Source organism: Nonomuraea sp. NPDC023979, from assembly GCF_040639085.1.
Classification (GTDB): domain Bacteria; phylum Actinomycetota; class Actinomycetes; order Streptosporangiales; family Streptosporangiaceae; genus Nonomuraea; species Nonomuraea ceibae.
This window is the reverse complement of the sequence record NZ_JBEZZG010000002.1, coordinates 64618-91241: the sequence shown is the minus strand read 5'-3', so window position 1 is coordinate 91241 and position 26624 is coordinate 64618. Positions and strand designations below refer to the sequence as shown.

22 protein-coding genes are annotated in these 26624 nt (G+C 72.4%); 12 read left to right on the top strand and 10 right to left on the bottom strand.

The window, feature by feature from the left end; all coding sequences use genetic code 11:
• The first annotated feature begins 26 nt into the window (after positions 1 to 26).
• Both fepB and AB0G11_RS03770 read left to right on the top strand, forming a co-directional pair.
• Positions 27 to 1013, top strand: a complete 987-nt coding sequence (gene fepB, locus AB0G11_RS03775; RefSeq protein ID WP_219505453.1) for a Fe2+-enterobactin ABC transporter substrate-binding protein — start codon at positions 27 to 29, stop codon at positions 1011 to 1013.
• Positions 1013 to 1963, top strand: a complete 951-nt coding sequence (locus tag AB0G11_RS03770) for an alpha/beta hydrolase-fold protein (protein ID WP_357583790.1) — start codon at positions 1013 to 1015, stop codon at positions 1961 to 1963. The genes fepB and AB0G11_RS03770 overlap by 1 nt, the downstream gene beginning before the upstream one ends.
• 12 nt (positions 1964 to 1975) lie before the next feature.
• Here the strand turns inward: AB0G11_RS03770 and AB0G11_RS03765 are convergent, their stop codons facing one another.
• Positions 1976 to 2992 carry an iron chelate uptake ABC transporter family permease subunit gene (locus AB0G11_RS03765; protein ID WP_308125764.1) on the bottom strand — a complete coding sequence of 339 codons (1017 nt, stop codon included), beginning with the start codon at positions 2990 to 2992 and terminating at the stop codon, positions 1976 to 1978.
• Complete coding sequence (locus AB0G11_RS03760) at positions 2989 to 3915, bottom strand: iron chelate uptake ABC transporter family permease subunit (RefSeq protein WP_357583788.1); 927 nt, start codon at positions 3913 to 3915, stop codon at positions 2989 to 2991. Before AB0G11_RS03760 ends, AB0G11_RS03765 begins: the two co-directional genes overlap by 4 nt.
• A gap of 133 nt (positions 3916 to 4048) precedes the next feature.
• Here AB0G11_RS03760 and AB0G11_RS03755 point away from each other — a divergent pair, with 133 nt between their 5' ends.
• From AB0G11_RS03755 to AB0G11_RS03725, 7 genes are read left to right on the top strand one after another with little or no spacing between them, the layout of a single operon-like run.
• The gene (locus tag AB0G11_RS03755; RefSeq protein WP_219505467.1) at positions 4049 to 4801 is read left to right on the top strand and encodes a 2,3-dihydro-2,3-dihydroxybenzoate dehydrogenase; all 753 of its coding nucleotides are present in this window, start codon (positions 4049 to 4051) and stop codon (positions 4799 to 4801) included.
• 11 nt (positions 4802 to 4812) lie between these two features.
• Entirely contained in the window at positions 4813 to 5898 is a 1086-nt protein-coding gene (locus AB0G11_RS03750; protein ID WP_219505469.1) for an isochorismate synthase, read from the top strand.
• Positions 5885 to 7396 (top strand): AMP-binding protein, encoded by a 1512-nt coding sequence (locus tag AB0G11_RS03745; protein WP_357583786.1) that lies wholly within the window; start codon positions 5885 to 5887, stop codon positions 7394 to 7396. Before AB0G11_RS03750 ends, AB0G11_RS03745 begins: the two co-directional genes overlap by 14 nt.
• A gap of 2 nt (positions 7397 to 7398) precedes the next feature.
• On the top strand, positions 7399 to 8013 hold the full coding sequence (locus tag AB0G11_RS03740; RefSeq protein WP_219505471.1) for an isochorismatase family protein: 615 nt from the start codon (positions 7399 to 7401) through the stop codon (positions 8011 to 8013).
• A complete protein-coding gene (locus AB0G11_RS03735; protein WP_219505472.1) occupies positions 8010 to 8201 on the top strand; it encodes a phosphopantetheine-binding protein in 192 nt (63 codons plus the stop codon). Before AB0G11_RS03740 ends, AB0G11_RS03735 begins: the two co-directional genes overlap by 4 nt.
• Positions 8194 to 12099 carry a thioester reductase domain-containing protein gene (locus tag AB0G11_RS03730; protein ID WP_357583785.1) on the top strand — a complete coding sequence of 1302 codons (3906 nt, stop codon included), beginning with the start codon at positions 8194 to 8196 and terminating at the stop codon, positions 12097 to 12099. Before AB0G11_RS03735 ends, AB0G11_RS03730 begins: the two co-directional genes overlap by 8 nt.
• Positions 12093 to 12374, top strand: a complete 282-nt coding sequence (locus AB0G11_RS03725; protein ID WP_219505474.1) for a DUF2218 domain-containing protein — start codon at positions 12093 to 12095, stop codon at positions 12372 to 12374. The genes AB0G11_RS03730 and AB0G11_RS03725 overlap by 7 nt, the downstream gene beginning before the upstream one ends.
• Positions 12375 to 12451: 77 nt before the next feature.
• Here the strand turns inward: AB0G11_RS03725 and AB0G11_RS03720 are convergent, their stop codons facing one another.
• From AB0G11_RS03720 to AB0G11_RS03690, 7 genes are all read right to left on the bottom strand, one after another.
• Entirely contained in the window at positions 12452 to 14713 is a 2262-nt protein-coding gene (locus tag AB0G11_RS03720; protein WP_357583783.1) for a hypothetical protein, read from the bottom strand.
• A gap of 140 nt (positions 14714 to 14853) precedes the next feature.
• Positions 14854 to 15264, bottom strand: coding sequence for a type II toxin-antitoxin system VapC family toxin (locus tag AB0G11_RS03715; protein ID WP_219505476.1), 411 nt, complete (start codon positions 15262 to 15264; stop codon positions 14854 to 14856).
• The gene (locus AB0G11_RS03710) at positions 15261 to 15485 is read right to left on the bottom strand and encodes a hypothetical protein (RefSeq protein ID WP_219505477.1); all 225 of its coding nucleotides are present in this window, start codon (positions 15483 to 15485) and stop codon (positions 15261 to 15263) included. The genes AB0G11_RS03715 and AB0G11_RS03710 overlap by 4 nt, the downstream gene beginning before the upstream one ends.
• Positions 15486 to 15562: 77 nt before the next feature.
• Positions 15563 to 16702 carry an FAD-dependent oxidoreductase gene (locus AB0G11_RS03705; RefSeq protein ID WP_357583781.1) on the bottom strand — a complete coding sequence of 380 codons (1140 nt, stop codon included), beginning with the start codon at positions 16700 to 16702 and terminating at the stop codon, positions 15563 to 15565.
• Between the two features lie 45 nt (positions 16703 to 16747).
• The gene (sigJ, locus tag AB0G11_RS03700) at positions 16748 to 17593 is read right to left on the bottom strand and encodes an RNA polymerase sigma factor SigJ (RefSeq protein WP_357583779.1); all 846 of its coding nucleotides are present in this window, start codon (positions 17591 to 17593) and stop codon (positions 16748 to 16750) included.
• A complete protein-coding gene (locus AB0G11_RS03695) occupies positions 17593 to 18480 on the bottom strand; it encodes a serine/threonine-protein kinase (protein WP_219505484.1) in 888 nt (295 codons plus the stop codon). The genes sigJ and AB0G11_RS03695 overlap by 1 nt, the downstream gene beginning before the upstream one ends.
• 40 nt (positions 18481 to 18520) lie before the next feature.
• Positions 18521 to 20275, bottom strand: a complete 1755-nt coding sequence (locus tag AB0G11_RS03690) for an N-6 DNA methylase (RefSeq protein WP_357583777.1) — start codon at positions 20273 to 20275, stop codon at positions 18521 to 18523.
• Between the two features lie 75 nt (positions 20276 to 20350).
• Here AB0G11_RS03690 and AB0G11_RS03685 point away from each other — a divergent pair, with 75 nt between their 5' ends.
• Both AB0G11_RS03685 and AB0G11_RS03680 read left to right on the top strand, forming a co-directional pair.
• Entirely contained in the window at positions 20351 to 21121 is a 771-nt protein-coding gene (locus tag AB0G11_RS03685) for a protein phosphatase 2C domain-containing protein (RefSeq protein WP_219505488.1), read from the top strand.
• A 240-nt stretch (positions 21122 to 21361) separates the two neighbouring features.
• A complete protein-coding gene (locus AB0G11_RS03680; RefSeq protein ID WP_357583775.1) occupies positions 21362 to 22039 on the top strand; it encodes a CHAP domain-containing protein in 678 nt (225 codons plus the stop codon).
• Between the two features lie 257 nt (positions 22040 to 22296).
• Here the strand turns inward: AB0G11_RS03680 and AB0G11_RS03675 are convergent, their stop codons facing one another.
• A complete protein-coding gene (locus AB0G11_RS03675) occupies positions 22297 to 23337 on the bottom strand; it encodes a glucose 1-dehydrogenase (RefSeq protein ID WP_357583773.1) in 1041 nt (346 codons plus the stop codon).
• Between the two features lie 88 nt (positions 23338 to 23425).
• Between AB0G11_RS03675 and icmF the strand changes: the two genes are divergently transcribed.
• A complete protein-coding gene (gene icmF, locus AB0G11_RS03670) occupies positions 23426 to 26623 on the top strand; it encodes a fused isobutyryl-CoA mutase/GTPase IcmF (RefSeq protein ID WP_357583771.1) in 3198 nt (1065 codons plus the stop codon).
• Position 26624 lies beyond the last annotated feature (1 nt).

Sequence of the window (26624 nt, the reverse complement as noted above, 5' to 3'; positions counted from 1 at the left end):
TTGCTTACCTAACATGGGAGTCGACTGTGGCATCCTCCATCCGCGCGAGCCTGATCGCGCTCCTGGCCGCCGCCGGCCTGGCGGCCTGCGGGTCGGGCGGGACGACCGCCGAGGGCGGTCAGGCGGCGGCGAAGGCGCAGACACGCACCGTCCAGCACGACGCGGGCACCGCCGAGGTGCCCGTCGCGCCCAAGCGCGTCGTCTCGGTCAGCGTGACCATCACCGGTCACCTGCTCGCCCTGGAGGCGCCGGTCGTCGCGTCGCAGGCCACCGCGCCCGGCCCCATCACCGACGGCAACGGCTTCTTCAAGCAGTGGGCCGACGTGGCCGCCCAGCGCGGCGTCCAGGTCCTCTACCAGGGCTTCGAGCCCGACCTGGAGAAGGTCATCGCGGCCAAGCCCGACCTGATCGTCGGCGCGGCCACCGGCGCCGACAGCGCCGCCAAGGTCTACGACAAGCTCCAGGCCATCGCGCCCACCGTGCTGTTCCGCCACGACAACCTGACCTGGCAGGACCTCAGCGCCAAGCTCGGCAAGGCCCTCGGCCTGGAGGCCAACGCCACCAAGCTGGTCGAGACGTACGACGCCAGGATCGCCGAGGTCAAGGCCAAGATCAAGGTGCCGGAGCAGGAGGCGGTGCTGCTGCGCGACAACAACACCGACATCCCCGTCTTCACCGACAAGTCCGCGCAGGGCGGGCTGCTCGCCTCCCTCGGCTTCGCCATCCACCCCATCGACGCCTCCATGGCGGCCGAGTCCAGCAAGGAGGGCGGCGGCCGCACCGACATCGTCAACGTCGCCCAGGAGAACGTGGTCAAGGCGTTCGGCGACAGCTCGCTCTTCTTCGTCTCGCACAGCCCCGAGCAGATCGCCGCGACCAGCGCCAAGCCGCTGTGGAAGGACCTGCCCGCCGTCGCCGGCAAGCGCGTGCACGACCTCGGCCTCGACTCCTTCCGTATCGACTACTACAGCGCCTCCAACATCGTGGACCGGATCGAGCAGCAGTTCTCCTGATGCGCGATCTGCCTCCCCAGGTGCCCAGACCCGCGCCGCCGCAGGTCGTGCCCACCCCGCCGGTGGACGGCACGACCTCGCCGGTGATCTCCGCGCCCGCCCCGGACCGCCGCGCCGTCACGTTCCTGTGGCGCGGCCGGGCCGGGGAGGTGCGGGTACGGGCCAACAAACTCACCCACCAGAGCGACGCCGCCCTCATGGAACGCGACGGCGACCTGTGGCACCGCACCTACCTGGTGCGGCCCGGCTGGCGCTCGTCCTACCTGCTGACGGTCGACGGCCAGGACGTGCCCGACCCGCTCAACCCGCGCCGCTGGCGGGGCTTCTCGATCGCCGAGACGGCCCCGCCGTCCCCCTGGCTCACCTCCGGCGAGCCGCGCCACCGCCTGTCCCGCCTGCCCCTCGGCTGGCGCTACGACCCGGTACGGCCCGCCGAGGGCAGCCTGGTCATGCTCGACGGCGAGCACTGGGTGGACGACCTGCCCGTCATCCTCGACAACCTGATCGGCGCGGGCGCGATCCCGCCGGTCACCGCCTGGCTCGTCGAGTCGGGGCCGGACCGGGCCGCCCGCCTCACCTGCGACGCCGCCTTCGCCGACGCCCTGCCGTACGAGGGCCGTACCGTGATCGCCGGGCAGAGCTTCGGCGGCCTGGCCGCCGTGCACGCCGCGCACCGGCACCCTGACCGGTTCGCGGCGGCGCTGTCGCAGTCCGGGTCGTTCTGGTGGCCCAACGGCCCGGAGCCCGAACGGCTCACCGGGCAGATCGCTGCCCGGCCGCCCCGGGTGCACCTGCAGACCGGCACGCTGGAGTGGGCGCTGCACGGCCCCACCGAGCGGCTGCGGCAGGCGCTCGGCGACGCGGGCACCCACGCCGCGTTCGAGGGCGGCCACGACCGCTACTGCTGGCGCAACGAGCTGGCGGACGGCCTGATCGCCCTCTACGGCTGATCGGGGCCGCCGCTATTTGCGCCATTCGCGGTAGATGAGCCAGGCCAGGTAGATCCCGCCGAGGCCGCCCGTCAGGACGCCGACCGGGAGCTGTCCGGGGGTGGGCAGCCGTTGGACGAGCAGGTCCGCGGCGGCCAGGAGCAGCGCGCCCATCGCGGCCGACGAGCCCACCCCCGGCCCGGGGGCCCGCGTGACGCGCCGGGCGAGCTGCGGCGCGGCCAGCGCGACGAACCCGATCGGCCCGGCGCTCGACACCGCCACCCCGGACAGCCCGACCGCGACCAGCAGCAGCACCAGGCGCAGCCGCTCGACCCGGACCCCGAGCGCCCCGGCCGCCGCGTCGCCCATCTCGATCAGCGCCAGCGCCCGGCTGAGCCCCAGCGTGACCGGCAGCCCGATCGCCACGGCCAGCGCGACCGGCCACACCTTCTCCCAGCCGGTCCCGGACAGGCTGCCGATCAGCCACACCTTGGCCCCCTGCGACTCGTACAGGTCGGCCCTGGTCAGCAGGTAGGCGATGAGCGACTGGAGCATCGCGGTGACGCCGATGCCGACGAGCACGAGCCGCGTCCCCTTGACGCCGCGCTGGAACGACAGCACGTACACCAGCAGCCCGGCCCCGAGCCCGCACGCCAGCGCTCCCAGCGAGATCGCCTGCGCGCTCGCCGCGCCGAACACCAGGAGCATGAGCACGGCCCCGGCGGCGGCTCCGGCGTTGACGCCGATGATGTCGGGACTGCCGAGCGGGTTGCGCGACAGGCTCTGCACGACCGCGCCGCCCACGCCGAGCGCCGCGCCGACCAGCAGGGCGAGCAGCACCCGGGGCGCACGCAGCGAGTAGACGACCATCTCGCTGGTGGCGTCGCCCTGGCCGAACAGCGTGCGCAGCGCCTCGCCGACGCCCACGGCCGAGCCGGTGCTCAGCCCGAACAGCCCCACCGCCATCCCGGCCGCGGCCAGGCAGAGAACCACCGCGGACGCGCGCGGGTGGACCCGCACCGCGATTCCGGGCATCCGTACCGTCTTCACGCCGGGATCGCCTTCCGCCTGCGCAGGAGATAGATGAAGATCGGCGCTCCGAGGAACGCCGTCACGATGCCGCTCTCCAGCTCGGCCGGCCGGACGACCACCCGGCCGAGCACGTCGGCGGCCAGCAGCAGCGCGGGCGCGAACACCGCCGAGTAGCCGATCACCCACCGGTGGTCGGGCCCGGTGAAGGCGCGCACCGCGTGCGGCGCCATCAGCCCGATGAAGCCGATCGGCCCCGCCGCCGCCGTGGCCGCGCCGCACAGCAGCGTGATCGCGATGCCGGTCAGCAGCCGGATGCGGCCCAGCCGTACGCCGAGCGCCTGGCCGGTCTGCTCGCCGAGGGCGAGCGCGTTGAGCCCGCGCCCGAGGCCCAGCGCCAGCAGCGTGCCGGCCAGGACGAACGGCGCGACCTGCTGCACCACGTCGAGCGAGCGCCCGGCCAGCGCCCCGACGTCCCAGAAGCGCCACTGGTCGAACACCCCGGCGTCCAGCGACAGCACGCCGTTGATGGCGGCGATCAGCGACGCGCTGACGGCTGCCCCGGCCAGCACCAGCCGGGTCGGATGGTGGGCGCCCAGCGCGTAGACGACGACGGAGGCGATCAGCGCCCCGGCCATCGAGAACCACACCCACGTCGACATGTCGGAGGCGCCGAAGAAGAGGATCGAGCACACGACGGCCAGCGACGCCCCGGAGTTGACGCCGAGCAGCCCGGGGTCGGCCAGCGGGTTGCGGGTCAGCGCCTGCATGAGGGCGCCGGCCAGGCCGAGGGCGGCGCCGACGCAGATGCCGAGCAGCGTGCGCGGGACCCGCAGGTCGTGGACGACGGCGGCGATCTCGCCTCCGTCGGGCTGCCAGAACTGCTGCCACACCTCGCCGAGCGGGATGTCCTGCGCGCCGACCGCGAGGCTCAAAACGCTCATACACAGGAAAACCGCACTCAAGACCACAAGTCCCGTCAAGCGCATGAAATCCCTCTCTTTAGGCAAGGCTTACCTTATCTTGAACGCCGGGCCGTCTCGCTCTAGATTAGGCAAGCCTTACCTAAGGAGTGAGATGGAGTTTCGGGGGAGTCATGCTCTCGTGACCGGCGCGGGCCGGGGCATCGGTGAAGCGGTCGCGTCCCAGCTCGCCGGGCTCGGCGCCGCCGTCACCGTCGTCGACGTGGACGCCGGCCTGGCCGGACGCGTCGCCGCCCGGCTGCGCGAGGCCGGCCACCTGGCCACCGCCCGGCCCGCCGACGTCAGCGACGCGGCCGCCGTCGAGCGGGCGGTCGCCGAGGCCGAGGCCGAGTTCGGGCCGCCGGGCATCCTCGTCAACGTCGCCGGGGTGCTCGCGCTCGGCCCGGTGCTGGAGTTCGGCGACGCCGACTGGCAGCGCCTGTTCGCCGTCAACGCCGACGGCGTCTTCCACACCAGCCGTGCCGTCGCCCGCCGGATGGTCGCCCGCGGCGACGGCGTCATCATCACCGTCGGCTCCAACGCGGCAGGCGTGCCCCGCGCCCACATGGCCGGCTACGCCGCCTCCAAGGCCGCCGCCACCATGTTCACCAAGTGCCTGGGGCTGGAGCTGGCCCCGCACGGCATCCGCTGCAACGTCGTCGCGCCCGGCTCCACCGACACCGCCATGCAGCGCGCCATGACCGCCGACCCGGTCAAGGGCGCGCCCGAGATGTACCGGCTCGGCATCCCGCTCGGCCGCATCGCCGACCCCGCCGACGTGGCCGACGCGGTCGTCTTCCTCGCCTCCGACAGGGCGCGCCACATCACCCTGCACGACCTGTACGTGGACGGCGGGGCCTCACTGTGAAGGACACACCGATGGACGAGTTCTTCCTCGCCTCGCCGCGCGGCACCCTGCTGGCCGGCGGGCCGTACTTCGCGGTGCCGCCGTCGGCGCGCAAGAACGCGCTGGCCGACCTGCCCGCGCGGGCGGCCGGCGCGCTCGGGGTGGCGCTGGCGGCCGGGCACACCGCCCCGGTCGTCGTGGGCGCGATCCCGTTCGCGCCCGACGCCGACGCCTGCCTGTACGTCCCCCGCTGGGTACGCCACGGGCCGCCGCCGGGGCCGGGCGCCCCGGCCGCGCCGCTCGCCGCAGACCCGGGCGACTCCGAGCAGGTCCCGCCGCCCCTGGAGTACGCCGAGGCGGTGCGCCGGGCCGTGAAACGGCTGCGCGCCGGCGACCTGGACAAGGTGGTGCTGGCCCGCTCCCTCACGATCCCGTACGAGGGCGACCTGACGCCGCTGGTCGAGGCGCTGGCCGAACGCGACCCCACCGGCTACACGTTCGCCGCCGCGCTGCCCGGCGGCCGGACCCTGCTGGGCGCCAGCCCCGAGCTGCTCGTCTCCCGCTCCGGCCGGACCGTCGTGGCCAACCCGCTGGCCGGGTCCGCGCCGCGCGGCGCCGACCCGGGCCACCTGATGACCTCGGCCAAGGACCGGCGCGAGCACGCCCTCGTGGTCGAGGCCGTCGCCGCCGCGCTGCGGCCCCACTGCAGCACGCTGTCGGTGCCCGAGCAGCCGTCGCTGGTGCCGACCGCCTCGATGTGGCACCTGTCCACCCGCATCTCCGGCGAGCTGGCCGACCCCGCCACCACGTCGCTGGAGCTGGCCGCCGCCCTGCACCCCACCCCCGCCGTCTGCGGCACCCCCACCGACGCCGCCCGGCAGCTCATCGCCGAGCTGGAGCCGTTCGACCGGGGCTTCTACACCGGCCTCGTCGGCTGGCAGGACGCCGCCGGCGACGGCGAATGGGTGGTCGCCATCCGCTGCGCGGTCGCCGACGGCACCGCCCTGACCCTGTACGCCGGCGCCGGCATCGTGGCCGACTCCGACCCCGACGCCGAACTCGCCGAGACCTCCGCCAAATTCCGCACGACGCTGGGAGCGCTGCATGTGGCCCGATGACTACGCCGCCCGCTACCGGGCCGCCGGCTACTGGACCGGCCAGACCTTCGGGGACTGGCTGAGGGAGCTGGCCAAGGAGCACGGGGACCGGGAGGCGGTCGACAGGCTGACGTACGCCGCGCTGGACGCCCGCGCGGACCGGCTGGCCGCCGGGTTACATGGACTGGGGCTGCGGCGCGGCGACCGCGTGGTGGTGCAGCTCCCCAACGAGCCGGTGTACTTCGAGGTGATCTTCGCGCTGTTCCGGCTCGGCGCGCTGCCCGTCTTCGCGCTCCCGGCCCACCGGCTCAACGAGATCACCCACCTGGTCACCCACAGCGGCGCCGCCGCCTACGTGACGACCCGCGCGCTGGAGGTGCCGGCCCCGGTGCCGCGCGTCCTGCACGCCGACGCGCTGCCGTACGAGGACCCGATCGACCTCGACGGGCCGCGCCCGGAGGACGTGGCGTTCCTGCAGCTCTCCGGCGGGAGCACCGGGCTGCCGAAGCTGATCCCGCGCACCCACGACGACTACCTCTACAGCGTGCGGGCCAGCGCGGAGATCTGCGAGCTGTCGCCGTCCACCGTGTACCTGTGCGCGCTGCCCGTGGCGCACAACTTCCCGATGTCCTCGCCCGGCGTCCTCGGCGTGATGCACGCCGGCGGGCGCGTCGTGCTGGCGCCGCAGCCGTCGGCCGAGGTCGCGTTCGGGCTGATCGAGCGGGAGCGGGTGACGATGACCGCTGTGGTGCCGCCGCTGGCGCTGCTCTGGCTGGACGCCGCCCGGCGCACCGGCCGCGACCTGTCCAGCCTGGAGGTGCTGCAGGTGGGCGGCGCCAAGCTGGCCGCCGAGACCGCCCGCCGGGTACGCCCCGAGCTCGGCTGCCGGCTCCAGCAGGTCTTCGGGATGGCCGAGGGGCTGGTCAACTACACGCGCTCCGACGACCCCGACGAGATCGTGGAGACCACCCAGGGCCGACCCATCTCACCGGACGACGAGATCCTCGTGGTGAACGACGACGACCGGCCCGTGCCGCCCGGCGAGGTCGGCCACCTGCTCACGCGCGGCCCGTACACGATCCGCCGCTACTACGGCGACTCCGACCCCGGCGCGTTCACCGCCGACGGCTTCTACCGCACCGGCGACCTGGTCCGGGTGACGCCCACCGGGCACCTCGTGGTCGAGGGGCGGGCCAAGGAGGTCATCAACCGGGGCGGCGAGAAGGTCTCGCCCGAGGAGGTGGAGAGCCACCTGCTGGCCCACCCCCGCATCCGCGACGCCGCCGTGGTCGCCGTGGCCGACCCGTACCTGGGGGAGCGCAGCCACGCCTTCGTGCTCAACCGCGAGCCCGTCACCGTGGCGGAGGTCAGGGCGTTCCTGCGCGAACGCGGGCTGGCCGCGTACAAGATCCCCGACCGGATCGAGTTCGCCGGCGAGTTCCCCGTCACCGGGGTCGGCAAGACCAGCAAGAAGGACCTGCGAGCCGCGCTGCGCGCGCGTGCGGAAGGAGACTCCTGACCATGGGACTGCCCGTCATCGAGCCGTACCCGCTGCCGTCGTCGCCGCCCGAGGGCCGGGTGGGCTGGGAGCTCGACCCCGGCCGGGCCGCGCTGCTCGTCCACGACATGCAGAACCACTTCCTCGCCCCGTTCCAGGCCGCGCCCATCCCCGAGGTGATCGGCAACATCCAGCGGCTGCGCGAGCACTGCGCCGACGCCGGCATCCCGGTGCTGTACTCGGCCCAGCCGGGCGCCCAGCCGCCCCGGCAGCGCGGGCTGCTGACCGACTTCTGGGGGCCGGGACTCGGCGCCGAGCCGTTCGCGGCGGCGATCGTGGACGAGCTGAAGCCGGAGGACCCCGGCGCGGTGCTCACCAAGTGGCGCTACAGCGCCTTCGTCCGCACCGACCTGGCCGACCGGCTGGAGGGACGCGACCAGCTCATCCTGGTCGGCGTCTACGCCCACATCGGGGTGCTGGCCACCGCCCTGGACGCGTTCATGCGCGACATCCAGGCGTTCGTCGTGGCCGACGCCGTGGCCGACTTCTCCCTCGGCCACCACGAGTCGGCGCTGGACTACGCCGCCTCGCGCTGCGCGCGCGTGGTGACCACCGGACAGATCGTGGAGGGCGCGTGAGCGACGAGGAGTTGCGGTCGTACGTGGGCGAGCTGCTCGGCGAGCAGCCCGGCGCGGACGACGACCTGCTGGAGCTGGGCATGGACTCGATCAGGCTGATGGCCGTCGCCGACCGGCTCGGCGCCGACTTCGCCGACCTGGCCGAGCGGCCCACCCTGCGCGCCTGGGGAGAGCTGATCCGTGGCTGAGCCGCTGACGGCCGCGCAGCTCGGCATCTGGACGGGGCAGGCGCTGTCGCCGGGCAGCCCCGTCTACAACGCGGGGGAGTACGTGGACATCCGGGGCGCCCTGGACGAGCGGCGCTTCGAGGCGGCGCTGCGGGAGGTGATCGGCGCGGCCCCGGCCCTGCACGCGGTGTTCTCGGACGCCGGGCAGGTCGTCCGCGAGACGGACGGGTGGCCGCTGCACCGGCTTTCGGCGTCCTCCGTGGAGGAGGCCGAGGCGTGGATGCGCGAGGACCTGCGGGTCTACGCCGACCTGGCCGCCGGGCCGCTGTTCGCGCAGGCGCTGATCCGGATCGACGAGGACCGGCACCTCTGGTACCAGCGCATCCACCACATCGCGGCCGACGGATACGCGTTCTCGCTGCTGGCCAGGCGGGTGGCCGACGCATACTCGGGGCGGCCGGGCTCCTTCGGGTCGTACGCGGCCGTGCTGGAGGAGGCGGCCCGTTACGAAGGCGGCGATGGCACCAGGGCTCGCGACCGGGCCTACTGGGTCGGCCGGTGCGCCGGGATGCCCGCGCCGCCGCTGCTCGCCCCCGCCGCGCCCGTCAGCGGCGAGGTCCACCGGCGCACCGCGAAACTGCCCGATCGGGTGCCGCCGGAGGTCGCCGTCGCCGCCACCGCCGCCTACCTGCACGCCCGGACCGGCGCGGCCGAGGTGGTGCTCGGGCTGCCGGTCATGAACCGGCTCGGGTCCGCCTCGCTCAAGGTGCCGTGCATGGCCATGAACATCGTGCCGCTCCGGGTGCCCGTCTCCCCGTCGGACACGCTGTCGTCGCTGGCCGGGCACGTGGCCGCCGAGATCCGGCACGGGCGCCCCCACCACCGCTACCGCTACGAATGGCTGCGGCGTGACCTGGGGCTCGTGGGCGGTGACCGGAGGCTGTTCGGGCCGGTGGTGAACGTGCTGCCGTTCGGCTACGACCTGCGGTTCGGGGAGGCGCGCGGCACCGTGCACAACGTGTCGGCCGGGCCGGTGGAGGACCTGTCGATCGCCGTGTCGGACCGGGGCGGGCCGTGCGCGGACTTCGACGCCAACGCCGCCGCCTACTCCCGGGACGAGCTGGACGCCCACGCCGACGGCTGGCTGTCCCTGCTCCAGGAGCTGACCGCCGACCCTGACCAGCCGCTGTCGCGCGTCTGGAAGCCTTTGACCGGGGGAGTCGTGCTCGACGGGGGGCCGCTGTCCGTGCCCGCCGTGCCGGTCGCCCACCTGATCGCCGCCCAGGCCGCCGCCGGCCCCCACGCCGTCGCCGTCGAGCAGGAAGGGCGGCGGCTCACGTACCGGGAGCTGCTGACGTCGGCGCGGGCCTTCGCCGACCGGGTCGCCGGCGCGTCCCTCGTGGCGATCATGCTGCCGAGGGGCTTCGACGCCGTCACCGCGATCGTCGGGACGGTCCTGGCCGGCGCCGCCTACCTGCCGCTCGACCCCGCCTGGCCGAGGGCGCGCGTCGACGGCATCCTCGCCGCCGCCCGCCCCGACGTCCTCGTCACCGCCGGCGGGGTGGAGCGCCGCCCCGGCGCCCCGCGCGACCCCGGGCTCGCGTACGTCATGTACACCTCCGGCTCCACCGGCCGCCCCAAGGGCGTGGCGGTCGGCCAGGAGGCGCTGGCCCACTTCGTCGCCGGAGCCACCGGCGTGTACGGGCTCCGCGCCGACGACCGGGTGCTGCAGTTCGCGCCGCTGCACTTCGACGCCTCGGTGGAGGAGATCTTCCTGACCCTGTGCGCCGGGGCGACGCTGGTGCTGCGCACCGACGAGATGCTGCAGTCCGTCGGCCGGCTCCTCCAGGCGTGCGCCGACCTCGGCGTCACCGTGCTCGACCTGCCGACCGCGTTCTGGCACGAGGTCGTCTACGCGCTGTCCACCGGGACCGCCGCGCTGCCGCCCCGCGTCCGCACGGTGATCATCGGCGGAGAGGCGGCGCTGCCCGAACGGGTCGCCCGCTGGCACGCCGCCGTGCGCGGCTCCGCCCGCCTGCTCAACACGTACGGGCCCACCGAGGCCACGGTCGTGGCGACGGTCGCCGAGCTGGTGCCGGGGGACCCCGACGTGCCCATCGGAAGACCGCTGCCCGGGGTGCGGGCCGCGGTCGTGGACGGCGAGCTGGTGCTGATGGGCGGCGGGCTGGCCCGCGGCTACCTGGACGCGCCGTTCGGCAGCCACGCGGGCGAGCCCGCGTACCGCACCGGCGACCGGGTCCGGGTGCGGGCCGACGGTGCACTGCTGCACCTGGGGCGCATCGACGACGAGTTCAAGATCAGCGGGCACCGGGTGGACCCCGCAGAGGTCGAGTCCGCGCTGCTGCTGCACCCCGGCGTGCGGGAGGCCGCGGTGGTCGGACAGGTGCTCGACAGCGGAGCCAGGCGCCTGGTCGCCCACGTCGTCCCCGCCGGCGAGGAACCGTCCGGCCTCAGGGAGCACCTGGCCGGGCTGCTGCCCGCCGCCGTGATCCCCTCCGCCTACGTCTTCACCGCCACCCTCCCCAGGACCACCTCGGGCAAGATCGACCGCTCCGCCCTCAAGGAGGCCGCCGTCGAGACCGCGCCCCGGGGCGACGACGGGCTGGTGGGCGTGGTCCTGCGCGTGTGGGAGGAGGTCCTGGGCGCCACCGGGATCACCCCGGCCGACGACTTCTTCCAGCTCGGCGGGCAGTCGCTGCAGACCATCCAGGTCGTCAACAGGCTCGCCGCCGAACTGGGCCGCGACGTCCCGGCGACCCTCCTGTTCCGCCACCCGACGGCGGCGGCCCTCGCCGCCGCCCTCCCCCCGGGCGCGCGGGCCACGGCCGAGGCGCCCTCCCACGTCGCCGACGCCGTGCTACCCCCGGACGTCCTGCCCCGGGCCGTCCCCGCCACCCGGCCGCCCACGTACCTGCTCACGGGCGCGACCGGCTTCGTCGGCGCCCACCTGCTGTCGGAGCTGCTCACGTCCACCGACGCCCGCATCGCCTGCCCCGTCCGCGCCGCCGACGAGCCCGCCGCACTCCAACGCCTGGCCGACGCCCTGGCCGCCCAAGGACTGCCGGAGCTCCCCCGGGGCCGGGTCCTCCCCATCCCCGCCGACCTCACGAAAGCCGAGCTGACCGGCGACTACCAGGCCGTGTACCACAACGCCGCCGTCGTCAGCGTGACGCGCCCGTACAGCAGCATGCGCGCCGCCAACGTCACCGCCACCCTCGACCTGCTCCGCCTCGGAGCCCCCTTCCACTACATCTCCACCCTGGCCGTCGCCGCCCCCGGCCCGTCCGTGCCCGAGGAGTACGTCCCCCCGCACCCCGGCCTGCGCGACGGCTACACCCAGTCCAAATGGGCGTCGGAAGAGCTCGTCCGCCAGGCGGGGGAACGCGGCCTGCACACCGCCGTCTACCGCCTCGGCCGCGTCGCCGGAGCCGACGGCCACGTCAACCCGGGCGACCTGTTCTGGCGCATCGTCCGCGCCGGCGTCCTCGCGGGCGCCCGCCCCGACCTGGACCTCGCCGAACCTTGGACCCCCGTCGACTACGCCGCCCGCGCCGTCGTCACCCTCTCCCACGCGGGCGCCACCGGTGTCCACAACCTCGCCCCCCTCCCGCCCGTCCACCTCGCCGAAGCCCTGGAATGGGTCGCCGACGACGGCTACGACCTGCCGGTCGTCCCCCTGGACGCATGGGTGCGACGGCTCAGGAACGGCGACGCCGAATCCGCGGCCACCGCCGCCTTCTTCGACCTGGCCACCGGACCGCCGCCGCCGATGGGCCACGTCCACGCCGGCCGATCCGCCGGCATCCCGTGCCCGCCCATCGACCGCGGCACCATGCGCCGCTACCTCGCCCACTGCCGGGCGACCGGCCTCCTGCCCGCGAAAGGAACCCCATGCTGACCAGCACGTCCCGGGTGGAGACCGACCGCGCCACCCGCTACCTCGTCCAGCTCTGCAAGCACTTCGCCCGCAAGGTGCCCGCCGAATGGACGGACGAGAAGGGCACGGCCACCTTCGACTGGGGCACCTGCGCCTTGCTGGCCGAGCCCGACGCCCTCCATCTGACCATCGAGGCCCCGGACGAGGAGAGCCTGGGCCGAGTCCGCTACGTCGTCACCGACCACCTCGAACGCTTCGGCACCCGAGACAACCTGACAGTCACCTGGTCGGAGTGAGTTCCATGTCGACCGGCCTCGCCGAACCCGTAGGAGGGGCGCGGTCCGCACGCCACGCGAAGGCCCCGCCGGGCGGCTCAGCCGGGCCCGGCGGTCCAACGCCCGACCTGTACGGACTTCACGTGTGCCTTCGCCTGACTGTGTACGGCCTTCGCGATCCCGTGTCGGATCGTCGACGCGTTGACCTCGATCCCGTCGGACGTGGCGCGGCGGATCTCCTCGACGACGGCGGAGGATGAGGCGTGGTCGTCGAGGAGATGCGTGATGCCCGCAAGGTGGTCGGGGCCGTACAGCGGACCAAGGGGATCGATGAGTTCCTCCGGCGGTCCGACGTCGAAGATCTGCTTGACCGGGCGATACTTCCTGTTGGTCTCCTGCATCTTCGCGTAGAACATCTCCCGCTCCGCCTCGTACTGCTCGAAGTACTGCGTGGGGAACACGGCGACCTGGGCGTCCACGGAGACGGAGTCCTCCGCGGTGTAAGTCACGAGTTCGTCGTCGCTGGGGGTTCCGTCCCCTGAAACCCTGATCGTCTCGGTCACGGCGAATGACACGCTGAACGACGGGTTGGCCGCGTTCTCGCTGGTCACCTCCAGCCAGAGCACGCCGCGAGGCGGCCACTCCTTCTCCAATCCCGGGATGGGGTCGTGCGCCGGGTCGCTGACCTGGACCCGGCAGCTGAAGAGCACCCGCCCTTCGCCTTCCTCCTCGGTCCAGTAGGTCGCGCCGGACGAATCGACGAAACGCAGGTAGGTCGCCGTCTCCAGCTCGACGTCATGGTCCGGGCCGAAGCGGGGCACCGGCTTGAGACCGGCCGGTCCCGGGTCGCCGGTGTGCCACAGCCCCTCCTCGCCTTCCAGACGGCGGACCTGGGACTCGAACACGGAGATCCGGGTGCCGTCGTTGCCGACCAACTCGACCTTGTAGCCGAACGTGACGTCGCTGGAGGCGAGCCGGCGAAGATTCGGTACGCCGTCCAGGCCGGGGTTCGCCTGGATCGCGATCGGCACCCGTACCTTCACCGCGCGGGCTTCACGTACGCCGTCGAACGTGGTGGGCGGGACCAGGATGTTGAACGTCTCCGCGCTGGTCTGTGCGGTGGAGAGGGCGCTCAAGGTCTCCGTCTGGGCGCGGTCCGCGTAGATGCCCAGCGTTTCCGACTGAGGGGGAGGGAAGAGAAGCTGCCCCAAGCTGTTGATCACTGACCAGAGGTCGCTGAGCCCGTTGTTCCGGCACACCCATTTGAGCGATGCCTGACGGTCACGGAAGAACCCGCCCATCTGATCCTGGCCCATCAGCCCCGTCGAGAACCCCGCCGGATCGGGCACCCACCACCCCGGCTGGTACGCACTGGTGCCGAAAGCCGGGTCGGCCGCCCCGCACGGCCAGCTGGAGAACGTGAAGCGGGGCAGATACCGCTCCTCGCTGAACGGGGTCGCCGGAACATGGTCGAAATGCGGAGCGGGCATCGGCGCGCTGACCAGAATCTGCGCGTACCAGTCGGCGGCGAACTGGGAAAGCGCCTCGATCAAGCCCAGCAGACGCTCCCGCTCATGTCCCGTCGAACGGAAATAGGGCTCGACGAAGCGAATTCCATTGAGATAGCAGAGCGCTCCCGCCATCAGAACCGGTGCATGGAATCGCCCGTCCCAGCGGAGATGGCTGGCATTGAGGCTGTCCGGTGTCTGCCAATCATGGTAGGAGGCGGAGAGCGGACGCATGACCTGGACCGGCCACACGGTCGCCGGAACCACTCTTGTCTCGTTCGGCCACGACCTCTCCGAGGGAGGTAGGGAACTCGCGAACACACTTTCCGGTTGGCCCATCAAATGGGCCCCGGCGTAGACCTGGTCGCCGCCCATCATCCAGTGCGGCGCCGGGTTCCCGGACAGCATCGTGTAGGTCTCGGGATGGAACGGCAGCAGATTGGCCTCGGGCATGGCATGCCCCAGAAGCTTGGGACGCATCACGTTCAGGGCGTTCACCAGCTCGCGCCGGTGCTGGGCGGAATGGTCCGCCGCGAAGGACCGAATTCCGTCGGCGACATCCTTGATGAGCCCCTGCGTTCCGGTAGCCCGTTCCAGGCGATCGGAAATGAGTGTGCGGTGATTCTGGTCGCCGATCTTCTTGATTTCTTCGCGGATCTGGTCGAGTGCCTCCTGGATCGGGTCTTTGCCGCCGATGATCGCCTTGATGATGTCGGCGGCCACGGCAACGACACCCACGACGGTCGACGCCGCCGCGACCCAAGTGGCGATGCTCTTGAATGTGGCCACGGCGCCGGCGGAAATGCCCACGGTACGGGCGAACGCCTCGGGGTTCCTGAAGCTGATCGACACCGGACCACCGTTCCTTCACAACATCGGTTGACGCCCCAAGATTCGCACCCCGCGAAGAGCTGATCCAGAACTGCGGGCCGTCACCCGGTTACACAGAAGGCATGAGGATGGAAAGCATTTCTTTCCTGAAGAGAAGGCGGTTATGCCGGTGGCGGGTAGCGGTGGATCTCGGCCCGGTGGCCTGTCGAGCCGGCGAATTTGGCGTCGTCGGTGAGCAGCGGCACCCCGAGCAGTTCGGCGAGCGCCACGTACATGCCGTCATAGGCGGTCAGGTTGTTGCGCAGCTCCAGCACGCGCGGCTGCAGGGGCAGCATCGGATGGCGGACGATCTTCAGCTGGGCGTAGCGCTCCAGCATGATCTCGGCCCTCGCCTCGGAGATGCGCACCTCGGGCTTGCTGGTGATGACATGCCCGCGCACGACGGAGGCGATCTCGACGTCGATCAGGGCCGGTGCGTGCAGTTTCCGCGCCAGCCGCTGCCGGAGAAGGTCGTCGCCTTTGACGTTGGCCAGCAGGCGGAAGACGATCGAGGCGTCGACGACCAGGCTCACCGGCCGCCCTCGCGCATGGTCTCCCGGACGAAGTCGGGGTCGTACGCCACCGGCTCGTCGGCGGCGATCCTGGCCATCACCTCGTCCAGTGTCGGCGTGGCCGCCTCCTCGTTCAGGAGGTCGCGTACGAACGCGGTGAGGGACTTGCCTTCGCGCTCCGCCCGCGCCTTCAGTGTCCGCTCGGTCGTGTCAGGAACATCCCTGATCTGTATGGTCCCCATGCAAGCATTTTAGCATGCAACCTGCATGCACTCGGCCGTCGACCGCAACCAGGTCGACGGCCGAGTGATGGGGCGAACTACGCGCGCGCCCCCGCCAACCTTTCCGCAGGTGCTGGCTTCGGGCCCTTCACCCACATGTACGTCCCGGGCCGACGACGTTCGAGGCGCAGGAATGCCACCGTGGACCGGCAAATCAGCTCCTTCACGAACGCCGCACCCCGCCCGCGCAGCACCGTCTCCACGGGCGAGTCGTCGTGCCGGACGAACTGGATGAGCCCGTCGCGGCGGCCGAGGCTGACGCACTGGATGAGGTACCGGAACCGGAACGGCCTGGCCTGGCGTCCGGCGGCGCGGGCGTTGACGGAGTCGGCGGCGTGGGCGGCGATGGGCATGCCGGCCGCGCAGGACATGCGGGACTCGCCGGCGCCGGGGATCCGGACGGCCGCCGCGTCGCCGACGACGTAGACGTCCGGGTGCGACACGGACCGCATGGTGGCGTCCACGACGGCCCGGCCGCGGGCGTCGACGGTCAGCCCGGCCTCGGCGGCGAGCGTCGGGACGGTGAACGAACCCGCCCAGACCACGACATCTGCGGAAATGTCGCCGTCGGTGGTGTGGACGGTCCCCGCCGACACGCCCGACGCGCGGACCCCGTACCGGGTGATGACGCCGAGCCGAGACAGCGCCCCCGCGACGTGCCGGCGGCCGCGCGCCGACAGCACCGGCTCGTTCCCCGACACCAGCGTGACCCGCCACGCCGGGTACGTCTCGGCCAGCTCGGCCGCCATCTCGACGCCGGTCAGCCCGCCGCCGACCACCGCCACGTCACCGCCGCCGGAGGCCAGCCGGGTCCGCAGGGCGGCGGCCGACTCGGCGGTGTAGGCGTGCTCGGCCACCCCGGGCACGCGCACGTCGGTCCGGCTGCCGAGCGCGTACACCAGCGTGTCGTAGCCGAACTCCCGCCCGTCCTCCGTGCGCACCACGCGTGCCGAGGGGTCGAGCGCGGCGACCCGGGCGACGACGGTCTCGATGCCGGTGCCGCGCGTCAGCTCCGCCAGCGGGACCCGTACGGTCGGCCGGCCCGCGGCCAGCTCGTGCAGCCGGATCCGCTGCGTGAAGTGCGCCTCGGCGCTGATCAGGGTGATGTGATGGGTCCGGTCCAGCCGCAGCGCCGCTGTCAGACCCGCGTATCCCGCTCCGATGACCACGATGTTCATGCAAGGGAGACGGCGCCGGCGGACCCGATGTCTGAGTGAGGTGCGTCACACGTTGCGCAGCTTGGCGGGATTGCGTACGACGTCGACCTGGACGACGCGGCCACCGGAGACCACGAAGGCCATCACGCTGTCGGGGACTCCGTCGCCGTCGCGGATGACCACGCCCGGAGCCCCGTTGACGTCGAGGAACTCGGCCGTCATGCCGTCGAACCAGCGCTCGACCATGCCCAGGACCATCCTGGCGACCCGATCGGAGCCCACCACCGGCACCGCCGCGGCCGTGACCACGCCGCCGCCGTCGGCCCGCCACACCACGCCTGGGTCGAGCACCGCGACCAGCCCCGGCAGGTCGCCCGAGGTCGCCGCCGCCGCGAACGCCTCCACGACCTTCAGGTGCGCGGCGCGGTCGGCGGTGCCGCGCGGCGCGTACTCCTGCACGCGCGCGCGGGCCTGCGACGCGAGCTGCCGCACGGCCCCGGGGCTGCGCCCGAGGATCTCGCCGATCTCCTCGAACGGCACCTCGAACGCGTCGTGCAGCACGAACGCCGTCCGCTCCGCCGGGGAGAGCCGTTCCAGCACGGCGAGCAGGGCGAGACTGACCGAATCGTCCAGGGTCACCCGGTCCTCGGGGCCGAGCTCGGCGACGACCGGCTCGGGCAGCCACTCGCCGACGTAGGACTCCCGGCGGGCGCGGGCGGAGGTCAGCAGGTCGTAGCAGACCCGGCTCACGGCCGTGGTCAAGTACGCGCGCGCGTCGCTCACCGCCTGACGGTCGGCCTGCCGCCAGCGCAGCCACGTCTCCTGCACGGCGTCGTCGGCGTCGGCCACGGTGCCGAGAATCCGGTACGCAACGGCCCACAGGTGGTCACGGTGCTCCTCGAACGCCTCCATCAGCTCAGCACCCGCCCCACCATCCGGGCGTACATGCGCCCCGGGCTCGGGGACCGGGCGAGGAAGCCCGGCAGCATCGGGAGCGACACCGCGAACGGCTCCAGCAGCCGGTAGAGCTCGTGGGCGTCGCGGGGCCGGTCGCCCGGGTTCTTCTCCAGGAGCTGCCCGAGCAGCGCGCCCAGCCCGGCGGGCACCCCGGGCACGGCGGGCGGACGCTCCTTGACCTGCTTCTCGAACACCACGTAGTCGGTGGGCCCGGTGAACAGCTGCCTGCCGGTCAGCATCTCGTGCAGCACGCAGCCCAGCGCGTAGAGGTCGCTGCGGGGCTCGGCGATGCCGTGCTGGATCTGCTCGGGGGCCATGTAGGCGGGCGTGCCGAGGATCTGGCCGATGCGGGTGAACGTCGTCACGTCGGCGTCGCGGAGCATGGCCAGGCCGAAGTCCAGCACCTTGACGCTGCCGTCGGGGCAGAGCATCAGGTTCGTCGGCTTCAGGTCGCGGTGGCAGATCGCCAGCGCGTGCGCCGCCGACAGCACCGCGCACGCCTGGGCGGCGATCGCGACGGCCCACGGCACCGGCAGCGGCCCGTGCTCGCTCACCACGTCGGCCACCGTGACGCCCTCGATGAACTGCATCACCTGGAAGAGCCGCTGCTCGTGGGTGCCGAAGTCGTACAGGACGGGCGCGCCGGGGTGCTCCAGCCTGGCCAGGATGCGGGCCTCGCGGATGAACCGGCGCTCCAGCTCCTGGTCGGGGCCGCTGGGCAGGCGGAGGAGCTTGACGGCCACGCGCCGGTCGAGGTGACGGTCGTGGCCCGCGTAGACGGCGCCCATGCCGCCCTGGCCGAGGGGGAGGTCGTCGAGCTCATAGCGGTCGCCGATGACCACAAGTCCCCCCTCCCGCATCCTTCCGGGAAAAACTACACCGTCAGGACTGCGGGTGCAGGTGGCCGCCCGTGAGCCCGTCCAGGCCCAGCCGGATCAGCGTCTGGCCCAGCGCGGACGTCTCCCGCAGCGCGTCCTCCAGCACGGCGAGCTGCCGGAACGCCTCGCCGTAGGCCCGCTGGTCCTTGAGCGGGAGCCTCGGCAGGCGGGTGCGCCGCACGTCGAACCTGCTGGAACCGGTCGTCGCCCGGCTGCCCGCCGCCCGCAGGAACCCGGCCAGGAAGTCGGCGTCGAGCCGCCGCGCGTCGACCCGGTAGAGCGTCAGGTGGGGGCCCAGCACCATCCCACCGCCCGCCACGACGCGCACGCTGGAGTAGGAGGCCACGACGTCGCCCGGCTCGACGGCCACCAGCCCCTTCTGGGCCGTGGTCAGGCCCGACGGCGGCGCGTCGCCGGCCACGTCGTCGGCCGTGAGCACGGGCACGTCGCCGCCCTCAGCGGCCATCCGAGGCGGCGCCTGGAACACGCTCACCAGGCCCTCCTTGATCAGGTCGCCGATCGTGGTGGCGGGCTGGTCGAGCGGCTCGTCGAGCACCTTGAGGTCGGGCGGCGCGGCGGCGGCGGCCAGGAACCGGTCGCGCGCCTCGGCGAAGGCCCGGCCCACGTCGTCGCGGCGCTGGTGGCGGGCCGGGGTCATGTCGACCTCGTCGGCCAGCAGGTCGATGATCCGCACCGCCTGGCCCGAGCCGTCGGCCAGGTAGGCGCGCCAGGCGGGCTCGACGACGGACATGTCGGCGGACGCGTCGAGGATCAGCACGTCGGACGGCGGGCGCTCACCGGCCGCCGGGCGGCGCAGCAGCCACAGGTCGGCGCCCGGCAGCGCGATGACCGCGCGCAGCGCGCCCGCCCTGAGCAGGTTGGCGCGGATGCGGCGGCCGGCCTTGCGGCTGGCGGCGGCCGGAGGCATGAGGATCGCGACCAGGCCGCCCGGCCTGACGTGGGTGAGGCAGTGCTGGACCCAGGCCAGCTCCGGCTCGCCGCGTGGCGGCAGCCCGTACTCCCAGCGGGGGTCGCCGACCAGCTCCTCGTAGCCCCAGGCCCGCTCGTTGAACGGCGGGTCGCACAGCACGGCGTCGGCCCGGTCGCCGGGGAAGCCGTCGTGACGCATCGCGTCGCCCGCCACGATCGTCGTCTCGGCCCCGCGCAGGCGCAGCCGCGCGGTGGCGATGGCGGCGGACGTCTCGCTCAGCTCCTGCCCGAGCACCCGCGCGTCGCCGGCCGCCAGCAGCAGCGTGCCGACCCCGCAGGCGGGGTCGAGCACGCGCGGCACGTCCTCGCCCGGCGGCACCAGGCGGACCATCAGCTCCGCGACGTCGTCGCGGGTGACCGACAGTTGCCGGGAGTGGGCCTCCAGATAGCGCTCCACCAGGAACTCGTACGCCGTCAGCGCCCCATGTCGCTCGGCCAGCTCCGACACGAGCGAGGCCGACTCGGGCTCCAGCTCGCTCTCACCGGTGGTCAGCAGCGCCCCGGCCTGGGCGACGACCTCGCCGAGCCGCAAATCGCCCGCGGCTTTCAGGCGTTGCCATGCCCGATCCGCCAGGGAGACCTGGTAGGACTTCCCATAGCGGCGCAGCCAGTCCTCGACCTGAGGCAGTGAAAAGAGGGGCTGGTTGGCGGTTCCGCCGATGGGGGCGGGGAAGTCGTCGTGGCGGCGGCGCCAGTTGCTCACCGCGGCACGCCCGACACCGGCGAGCCGGGCGATGTCCCCGGCGTTCAGGGTCGGGTCGTGGCTCATGAGGGTCAGACTAGTTCAACCGAGTCTTCAGCGCATCTGCTTGTGAAGTCTTTCAACCAGTGATTTACTGCAGGTATGAAGCACAACATCCGCTATGCCGCCGGATCAGACGTGGGCCGCCGCAGGGAGCAGAACGAGGATTCTGGCTATGCGAGCGGCCGGTTGCTCGTGGTGGCGGACGGGATGGGCGGGCACGCCGCGGGCGAGCTGGCGAGCTCGGCGGCGATCGCGGTGATGCGCGAGCTGGACGCCACGCTTCCCGAGACGGGCACCGACCTGGAGGCCGCGCTCGAAGGGGCCGTGCACGAGGCCGCGCGCAGGCTGGTCGAGCTGGCCGACATCGACCCGGCGCGCAGGGGGATGGGCACCACGGTCACCGCCATGCTGTGGGACGGCTACCGGTTCGCTCTGGCTCATCTGGGCGACTCCCGCGGATACCTGCTTCGCGATGGTGCTCTTTACCAGATGACCAAGGATCACACACTTGTGCAGTCGATGGTGGACGAAGGGCGCATCACGGAGGACCAGGCCGCCGTGCACCCCCGCCGCTCGATGGTGCTGCGCGTCCTCGGCAGCGAGGGCAGGGCGGAGCCCGACATGGCACTGCGCGAGGCCGACCCGGACGATCGCTATCTCCTCTGCTCCGACGGGCTCACCACCGTGCTCGGGCCCGAGGTCCTGCACGAGGTGCTGACCACGGTGGCAGACCCGGCGGCGGCCGTCCAGAGGCTCATCGATCTTGCCAACGAGGGCGGTTCGCCCGACAACGTGACGGTCATCGTGGCCGACGTCGTCGCGGCGGGCGCGGGCGACACGCAGGTCTTCCGGGTAGGCGCCGGGGCGTAATCCGGACTCCTGTCCCACCAGCCACAAGACCGTTATTTCCCCTCATGGCTAGACACTTTCGGAATGCTCTGCGCGTGGTCGTGATGTCGCTATTACAGTCCATCATGATCTGCCACATTTCTGGGGGGAGTCGAGCTGGACCCGATCGCGGAAGAGTTACTCGCCACCGTCCGTAAGGAACTCGGCTACCGGGAGAAGTCCGGCCAGCACACCAAGTTCGGCCACTGGTATGCCGACCGGGTGCAGGATCCGCAGTACAAGAACGCCGCCTGGTGCGACATGTTCATCGCCTGGGCCGCCGACAAGGCAGGCATCGGCGAATACGTCGGCCAGTTCGCCTGGACACCCTCCCATGCGGTCTGGTTCATCAAGCAGGGCGCCTGGACGCGCAAACCCGAACCGGGGGCCCTGGTCTTCTTCGACTGGCGCGGCGGTGACAGCTACAAGGGCGTCGACCACGTCGGCATCGTCGAACGCGTCGCCGGCAAGAAGATCCACACCATCGAGGCCAACGTGGACCGCGTCTGGCTCAAGCGCAAGGTCCGCGAAACCGACAAGGTCGTCGGGTACGGGCTGCCGCGCGTCGTCAAGGCCAACGCCGAGCTGAGCGAGATCCGCTCCAGCCAGCAGCCGTTCCCCCTCCGCGAACGCGCCGACCCGCCCGCCGCCTCGCCCTTCGACGCCCTCGGCGGGCCGCTGGCGCTGCTCGCCGTCATCATCGTCACCACCGTCGTGGTCTCCTTCCGCGTCGCCGGCCGCCGCGCGGGCCACCACCGCCGCCTCACCGGCCCCTGGAACGCGCCAACGCCCCCCGCACCTCCGGAGCCCACCCAGCCGCCGTCCGCGGACCCCGCGGCCCCCCGCGTCCCCGTAGGCGCCACCCCCACCCGCCGCCACCCCTACAACCCCAACCCCTGACCCACTTCCCGGTAGAACCCTCCCGGGGCAGGAGTGCCCGGGTACGGCACCGGTGGGTGGCGCGGCATCCTGAGATGGGGCCCCTTCGGGGGCGTGCCCGGGTGCGGGTGCCCGCTGGGGCGGTGGCCGCTGGGCGGTGCGGCGTCTTCGGGGCGGCCCTTCCGGGGGGAGGGCGCGCCCGGGTGCGTACCCGGTTGCCTCGGCTTCGGGCGGGTGGACCCTTCTGGGGGGAGGGATCGGCCGTACGGCGGGGTGGGTCAGGTGATCAGGTCGATGACCACCTTGACGTCCTGGCCGCGTTCGAGGGCTTCCGGGGCGCGGTCCAGGGGGAGGCGGCGGGTGATGAGGCGTTCGAGCCAGGCGGGGTCCGCCTGGGAGAGCGCGTCGGCGGCGGCGCGGTAGTGGCGCAGGTTGGCGTTGACGGTGCCGAAGACGACGTCGTTCTCCAGGACGATGTCGCGGTTGATCTGCCCGGCGTCGGCGCTGATGGGCCGGCCGCCGGCGGAGACGCCGGCGAGGCAGACGATGCCGGCTTCGGCGGTGTTGAGCATGGCGTCGAAGACGAGCGGCCCGGCGCCGGTGCATTCGAGGATGATGTCCGGTTTGAAGCCGACGGCTTTGAGGTCGCTGGCGGCGTGGTAGGTGGCGTCGAGGTCGGCGACAAGGGCGGGTTTGACGCCGTCGGCGGCGCGGTCGAGGACGTGGACCTCCAGGCCGCGCTGGCGGGAGAGCAGGGCGCCGAGCAGTCCGATGGGCCCGGCGCCGGTGACGAGGACGGTGCGGGGCTCGAACCAGGCGCGGGAGCCGATGGCCTCGATGTGCTCCCAGGCCTTGGCGACGACGGAGGCGGGCTCGACGAGGACGCCGAGGGTGCCGAGCGCGGGGTCGATCTTGACGGCGTAGGCGGCTTCGACGGTCCAGCGTTCGCTGCCGTAGCCGTCGCGTTCCTTGATGCCGCGTTCGGTGTATTCGCCGTTGCGGCACATGTCGAACTCGCCGCGGGCGCAGGCGCCGCAGGGTACGGGGTCGGGGCGGCGGACGACGCCGACGACGAGGTCGCCGGGGGAGTAGGCGGAGCCGTCGGGAACCTGGAGCACCTGGCCGAGTGATTCGTGGCCGAGGATCATGGGCTCCTGGCGCGGCCAGCCGTACTCGCCGGAGATGAGCTCGCGGTCGGTGCCGCATATGCCGAGTGCGAGGCCCTGGACGAGCAGTTCGCCTGCCCCCGGCTCCGGCTCGGGAACCTCTGTGACGCCGAGCGTGCCTTGCTTGCCCGGCACGAATGTGATCGCACGCATGCTTCACCCCTACCCACCAGGGCACCTTGGGAATTAGTAGGACGTCCTAGTATCTTCGAATCAGGGCCCCACGAAGGAGTGATCAGGCGTGCACGTTCCGGTCAACCCGGTCCGATTCGTGACAGCGGCAGCGCTGTTCGACGGCCATGACGCGGCCATCAACATCATGCGGCGCATCCTGCAGACCCAGGGCGCCGAGGTGATCCACCTTGGGCACAACCGATCGGTGGACGAGATCGTCACAGCCGCCATCCAGGAGGACGTCCAGGGGGTGGCGATCAGCTCGTACCAGGGCGGGCATGTGGAGTTCTTCTCCTACCTGGTGGACCTGCTGCGCGAGCGCGGCGCCGGGCACGTCAAGGTGTACGGCGGCGGTGGCGGGGTGATCGTGCAGGACGAGATCGACCTGCTGCACGAGCGGGGTGTCACGCGCATCTTCTCGCCGGAGGACGGGCAGCGGCTCGGGCTGCCCGGGATGATCAACAAGCTGATCGAGGAGTGCGACGTCGAGCTGGACGAGGCCCCGTCGGTCGAGGCGGTGGTGTCGGGCGACCAGGCGGCGCTGGCCAGGGCGATCACGCTGATCGAGGCGGGCCGGGCGCCGGCCGGGCTGGTCGAGGGGGTGCGGGCGGCGGGCCGTTCGGCTCCGGTGCTGGGCATCACGGGCACCGGCGGGTCGGGCAAGTCGTCGCTCACCGACGAGCTGGTGCGCCGGCTCCGCGTGGACAACGACGACAAGCTGCGCATCGCGGTCATCGCCATCGACCCGACGCGGCGGCGGGGCGGCGGCGCGCTGCTCGGCGACCGCATCAGGATGAACAGCCTGAGCCCGCAGACGTACTTCCGCTCCCTGGCCACCCGGGGGGCCGCCAACGAGGTGCCGGCCTGCCTGGACGACGTGATCGCCGCCTGCCGGGCCGCCGGTTACGACCTGGTGGTGGTGGAGACGCCGGGCATCGGCCAGGGCGACGCGGGCATCGTGCCGCACGTGGACGTGCCGATCTACGTGATGACGCCGGAGTTCGGCGCGGCCTCGCAGCTGGAGAAGATCGACATGCTCGACTTCGCCGAGGCCGTGGTGATCAACAAGTACGAGCGGCGCGGGGCCGAGGACGCGCTGCGTGACGTACGGCGGCAGCTCGTGCGCAACCGGGAGGCGTTCGGTGTCTCGCCGGAGGAGATGCCGGTCTTCGGCACGATCGCGGCCCGCTACAACGACGCGGGCGTGACCGCGCTCTACCAGCACCTGAAGGAGCTGCTGGTGGACAAGGGCATGCCGGCCGGTCCCGGGCTGCTCGCGCCGGTGCGCGGGCGCACGTCGCAGGCGTCGGCGGCGATCGTGCCGCCGGCCAGGGTCCGCTACCTGGCGGAGATCGCCGAGACCGTGCGCGGCTACCACGAGGAGACGCGGGCCCAGATGGAGGTGGCCCGCCGCCGCCAGCAGCTCGCCGCCGTGAGCGCGCTGCTGGAGGACGACCGCCTCGACGAGCTGTCGGCGCGGGCCGAGGCGGAGCTGAGCGACGAGAGCCGCGCCCTGCTGGAGAGCTGGCCCGCCACGAAGGAGCAGTACACGGCCGACGAGCTCGTGGTGAAGGTGCGTGACCGGGAGATCCACACGCCGCTGTGGCGCGAGACCCTGTCGGGCAACCGCATCCCGCGCGTGGCGCTGCCGCGTTACGAGGACCACGGGGAGCTGCTCAGGTTCCTGCGGAGCGAGAACCTGCCGGGCCGGTTCCCGTTCACGGCCGGGGTGTTCGCGTTCAAGCGGGACGATGAGGACCCGACGCGGATGTTCGCCGGCGAGGGCGACCCGTTCCGCACGAACCGGCGCTTCAAGCTGCTGTCGGAGGGCCAGCCGGCCACCCGGCTGTCGACGGCGTTCGACTCGGTGACGCTGTACGGGAACGACCCCAACCTCCGGCCCGACATTTACGGAAAAGTGGGCACTTCGGGGGTGTCGATCGCCACCCTCGACGACATGAAGGTGCTCTACGACGGCTTCGACCTGTCGGCGCCCAACACCTCGGTCTCGATGACGATCAACGGCCCGGCCCCGACGATCCTCGCCTTCTTCCTCAACGCCGCCGTCGACCAGGCGCTCCAGCGCTTCCGCGACGAGCACGGCCGCGAGCCCGACGAGGCCGAGTCCGCCGAGCTCAAGGCCCGGACCCTGGCCACGGTCAGGGGCACGGTCCAGGCAGACATCCTCAAGGAGGACCAGGGCCAGAACACCTGCATCTTCTCCACCGAGTTCTCGCTGCGGATGATGGCCGACATCCAGGAGTGGTTCATCCGCAACGGGGTGCGCAACTTCTACTCGGTGTCGATCTCCGGCTACCACATCGCCGAGGCCGGGGCCAATCCCATCAGCCAGCTCGCCTTCACCCTGGCCAACGGCTTCACCTACGTGGAGGCGTACCTGGCCAGGGGCATGAACGTGGACGACTTCGCGCCGAACCTGTCGTTCTTCTTCTCCAACGGCATGGACCCCGAGTACAGCGTGCTCGGCCGGGTGGCCCGGCGCATCTGGGCGGTGGCCATGCGCGAGCGCTACGGCGCGGGCGAGCGGTCGCAGAAGCTCAAGTACCACGTCCAGACCTCGGGCCGCTCGCTGCACGCCCAGGAGATGAACTTCAACGACATCCGCACCACCCTCCAGGCGCTGATCGCCGTCTACGACAACTGCAACAGCCTGCACACCAACGCCTTCGACGAGGCGGTCACCACCCCGTCGGCCGACTCGGTGCGCCGGGCCATGGCCATCCAGCTGATCATCAACCGGGAGTGGGGCCTGGCGCGCAACGAGAACCCGCTGCAGGGCTCGTACATCATCGACGAGCTCACCGACCTGGTGGAGGAGGCGGTGCTGCGCGAGTTCGAGCGGCTGTCGGACCGGGGCGGCGTGCTGGGCGCGATGGAGACCGGCTACCAGCGCGGCCGGATCCAGGACGAGTCCATGCTGTACGAGACCCGCAAGCACGACGGGTCGCTGCCGATCATCGGGGTCAACACGTTCCGCAACCCGGGCGGTGACGAGCCGGGCCCGCACAAGCTGGAGCTGGCCCGGGGCACCGAGGAGGAGAAGCGCTCGCAGCTCGACCGGCTGCACGCCTTCCACGAGCGCAACCGGGCCGAGGCCCCGGCGGCGCTGGCCCGCCTGCGGGAGGCGGCGATGTCGGAGGAGAACGCGTTCGAGGTGCTGATGGAGGCGGCCCGGGTGTGCTCGCTGGGTCAGATCACCGAGGCGCTGTTCGAGGCGGGAGGCCAGTACAGGCGCAACGTCTAGG

What these genes read in the sequence shown, in the direction of transcription:
- AB0G11_RS03770 (WP_357583790.1), top strand. Translation starts at nt 1,013, where the DNA reads ATGCGCGATCTGCCTCCCCAGGTGCCCAGACCCGCGCCGCCGCAGGTC.
- AB0G11_RS03760 (WP_357583788.1), bottom strand. Translation starts at nt 3,915, where the DNA reads ATGAGCGTTTTGAGCCTCGCGGTCGGCGCGCAGGACATCCCGCTCGGC.
- AB0G11_RS03755 (WP_219505467.1), top strand. Translation starts at nt 4,049, where the DNA reads ATGGAGTTTCGGGGGAGTCATGCTCTCGTGACCGGCGCGGGCCGGGGC.
- AB0G11_RS03750 (WP_219505469.1), top strand. Translation starts at nt 4,813, where the DNA reads ATGGACGAGTTCTTCCTCGCCTCGCCGCGCGGCACCCTGCTGGCCGGC.
- AB0G11_RS03745 (WP_357583786.1), top strand. Translation starts at nt 5,885, where the DNA reads ATGTGGCCCGATGACTACGCCGCCCGCTACCGGGCCGCCGGCTACTGG.
- AB0G11_RS03740 (WP_219505471.1), top strand. Translation starts at nt 7,399, where the DNA reads ATGGGACTGCCCGTCATCGAGCCGTACCCGCTGCCGTCGTCGCCGCCC.
- AB0G11_RS03725 (WP_219505474.1), top strand. Translation starts at nt 12,093, where the DNA reads ATGCTGACCAGCACGTCCCGGGTGGAGACCGACCGCGCCACCCGCTAC.
- AB0G11_RS03710 (WP_219505477.1), bottom strand. Translation starts at nt 15,485, where the DNA reads ATGGGGACCATACAGATCAGGGATGTTCCTGACACGACCGAGCGGACA.
- AB0G11_RS03705 (WP_357583781.1), bottom strand. Translation starts at nt 16,702, where the DNA reads ATGAACATCGTGGTCATCGGAGCGGGATACGCGGGTCTGACAGCGGCG.
- sigJ (WP_357583779.1), bottom strand. Translation starts at nt 17,593, where the DNA reads ATGGAGGCGTTCGAGGAGCACCGTGACCACCTGTGGGCCGTTGCGTAC.
- AB0G11_RS03690 (WP_357583777.1), bottom strand. Translation starts at nt 20,275, where the DNA reads ATGAGCCACGACCCGACCCTGAACGCCGGGGACATCGCCCGGCTCGCC.
- AB0G11_RS03685 (WP_219505488.1), top strand. Translation starts at nt 20,351, where the DNA reads ATGAAGCACAACATCCGCTATGCCGCCGGATCAGACGTGGGCCGCCGC.
- AB0G11_RS03675 (WP_357583773.1), bottom strand. Translation starts at nt 23,337, where the DNA reads ATGCGTGCGATCACATTCGTGCCGGGCAAGCAAGGCACGCTCGGCGTC.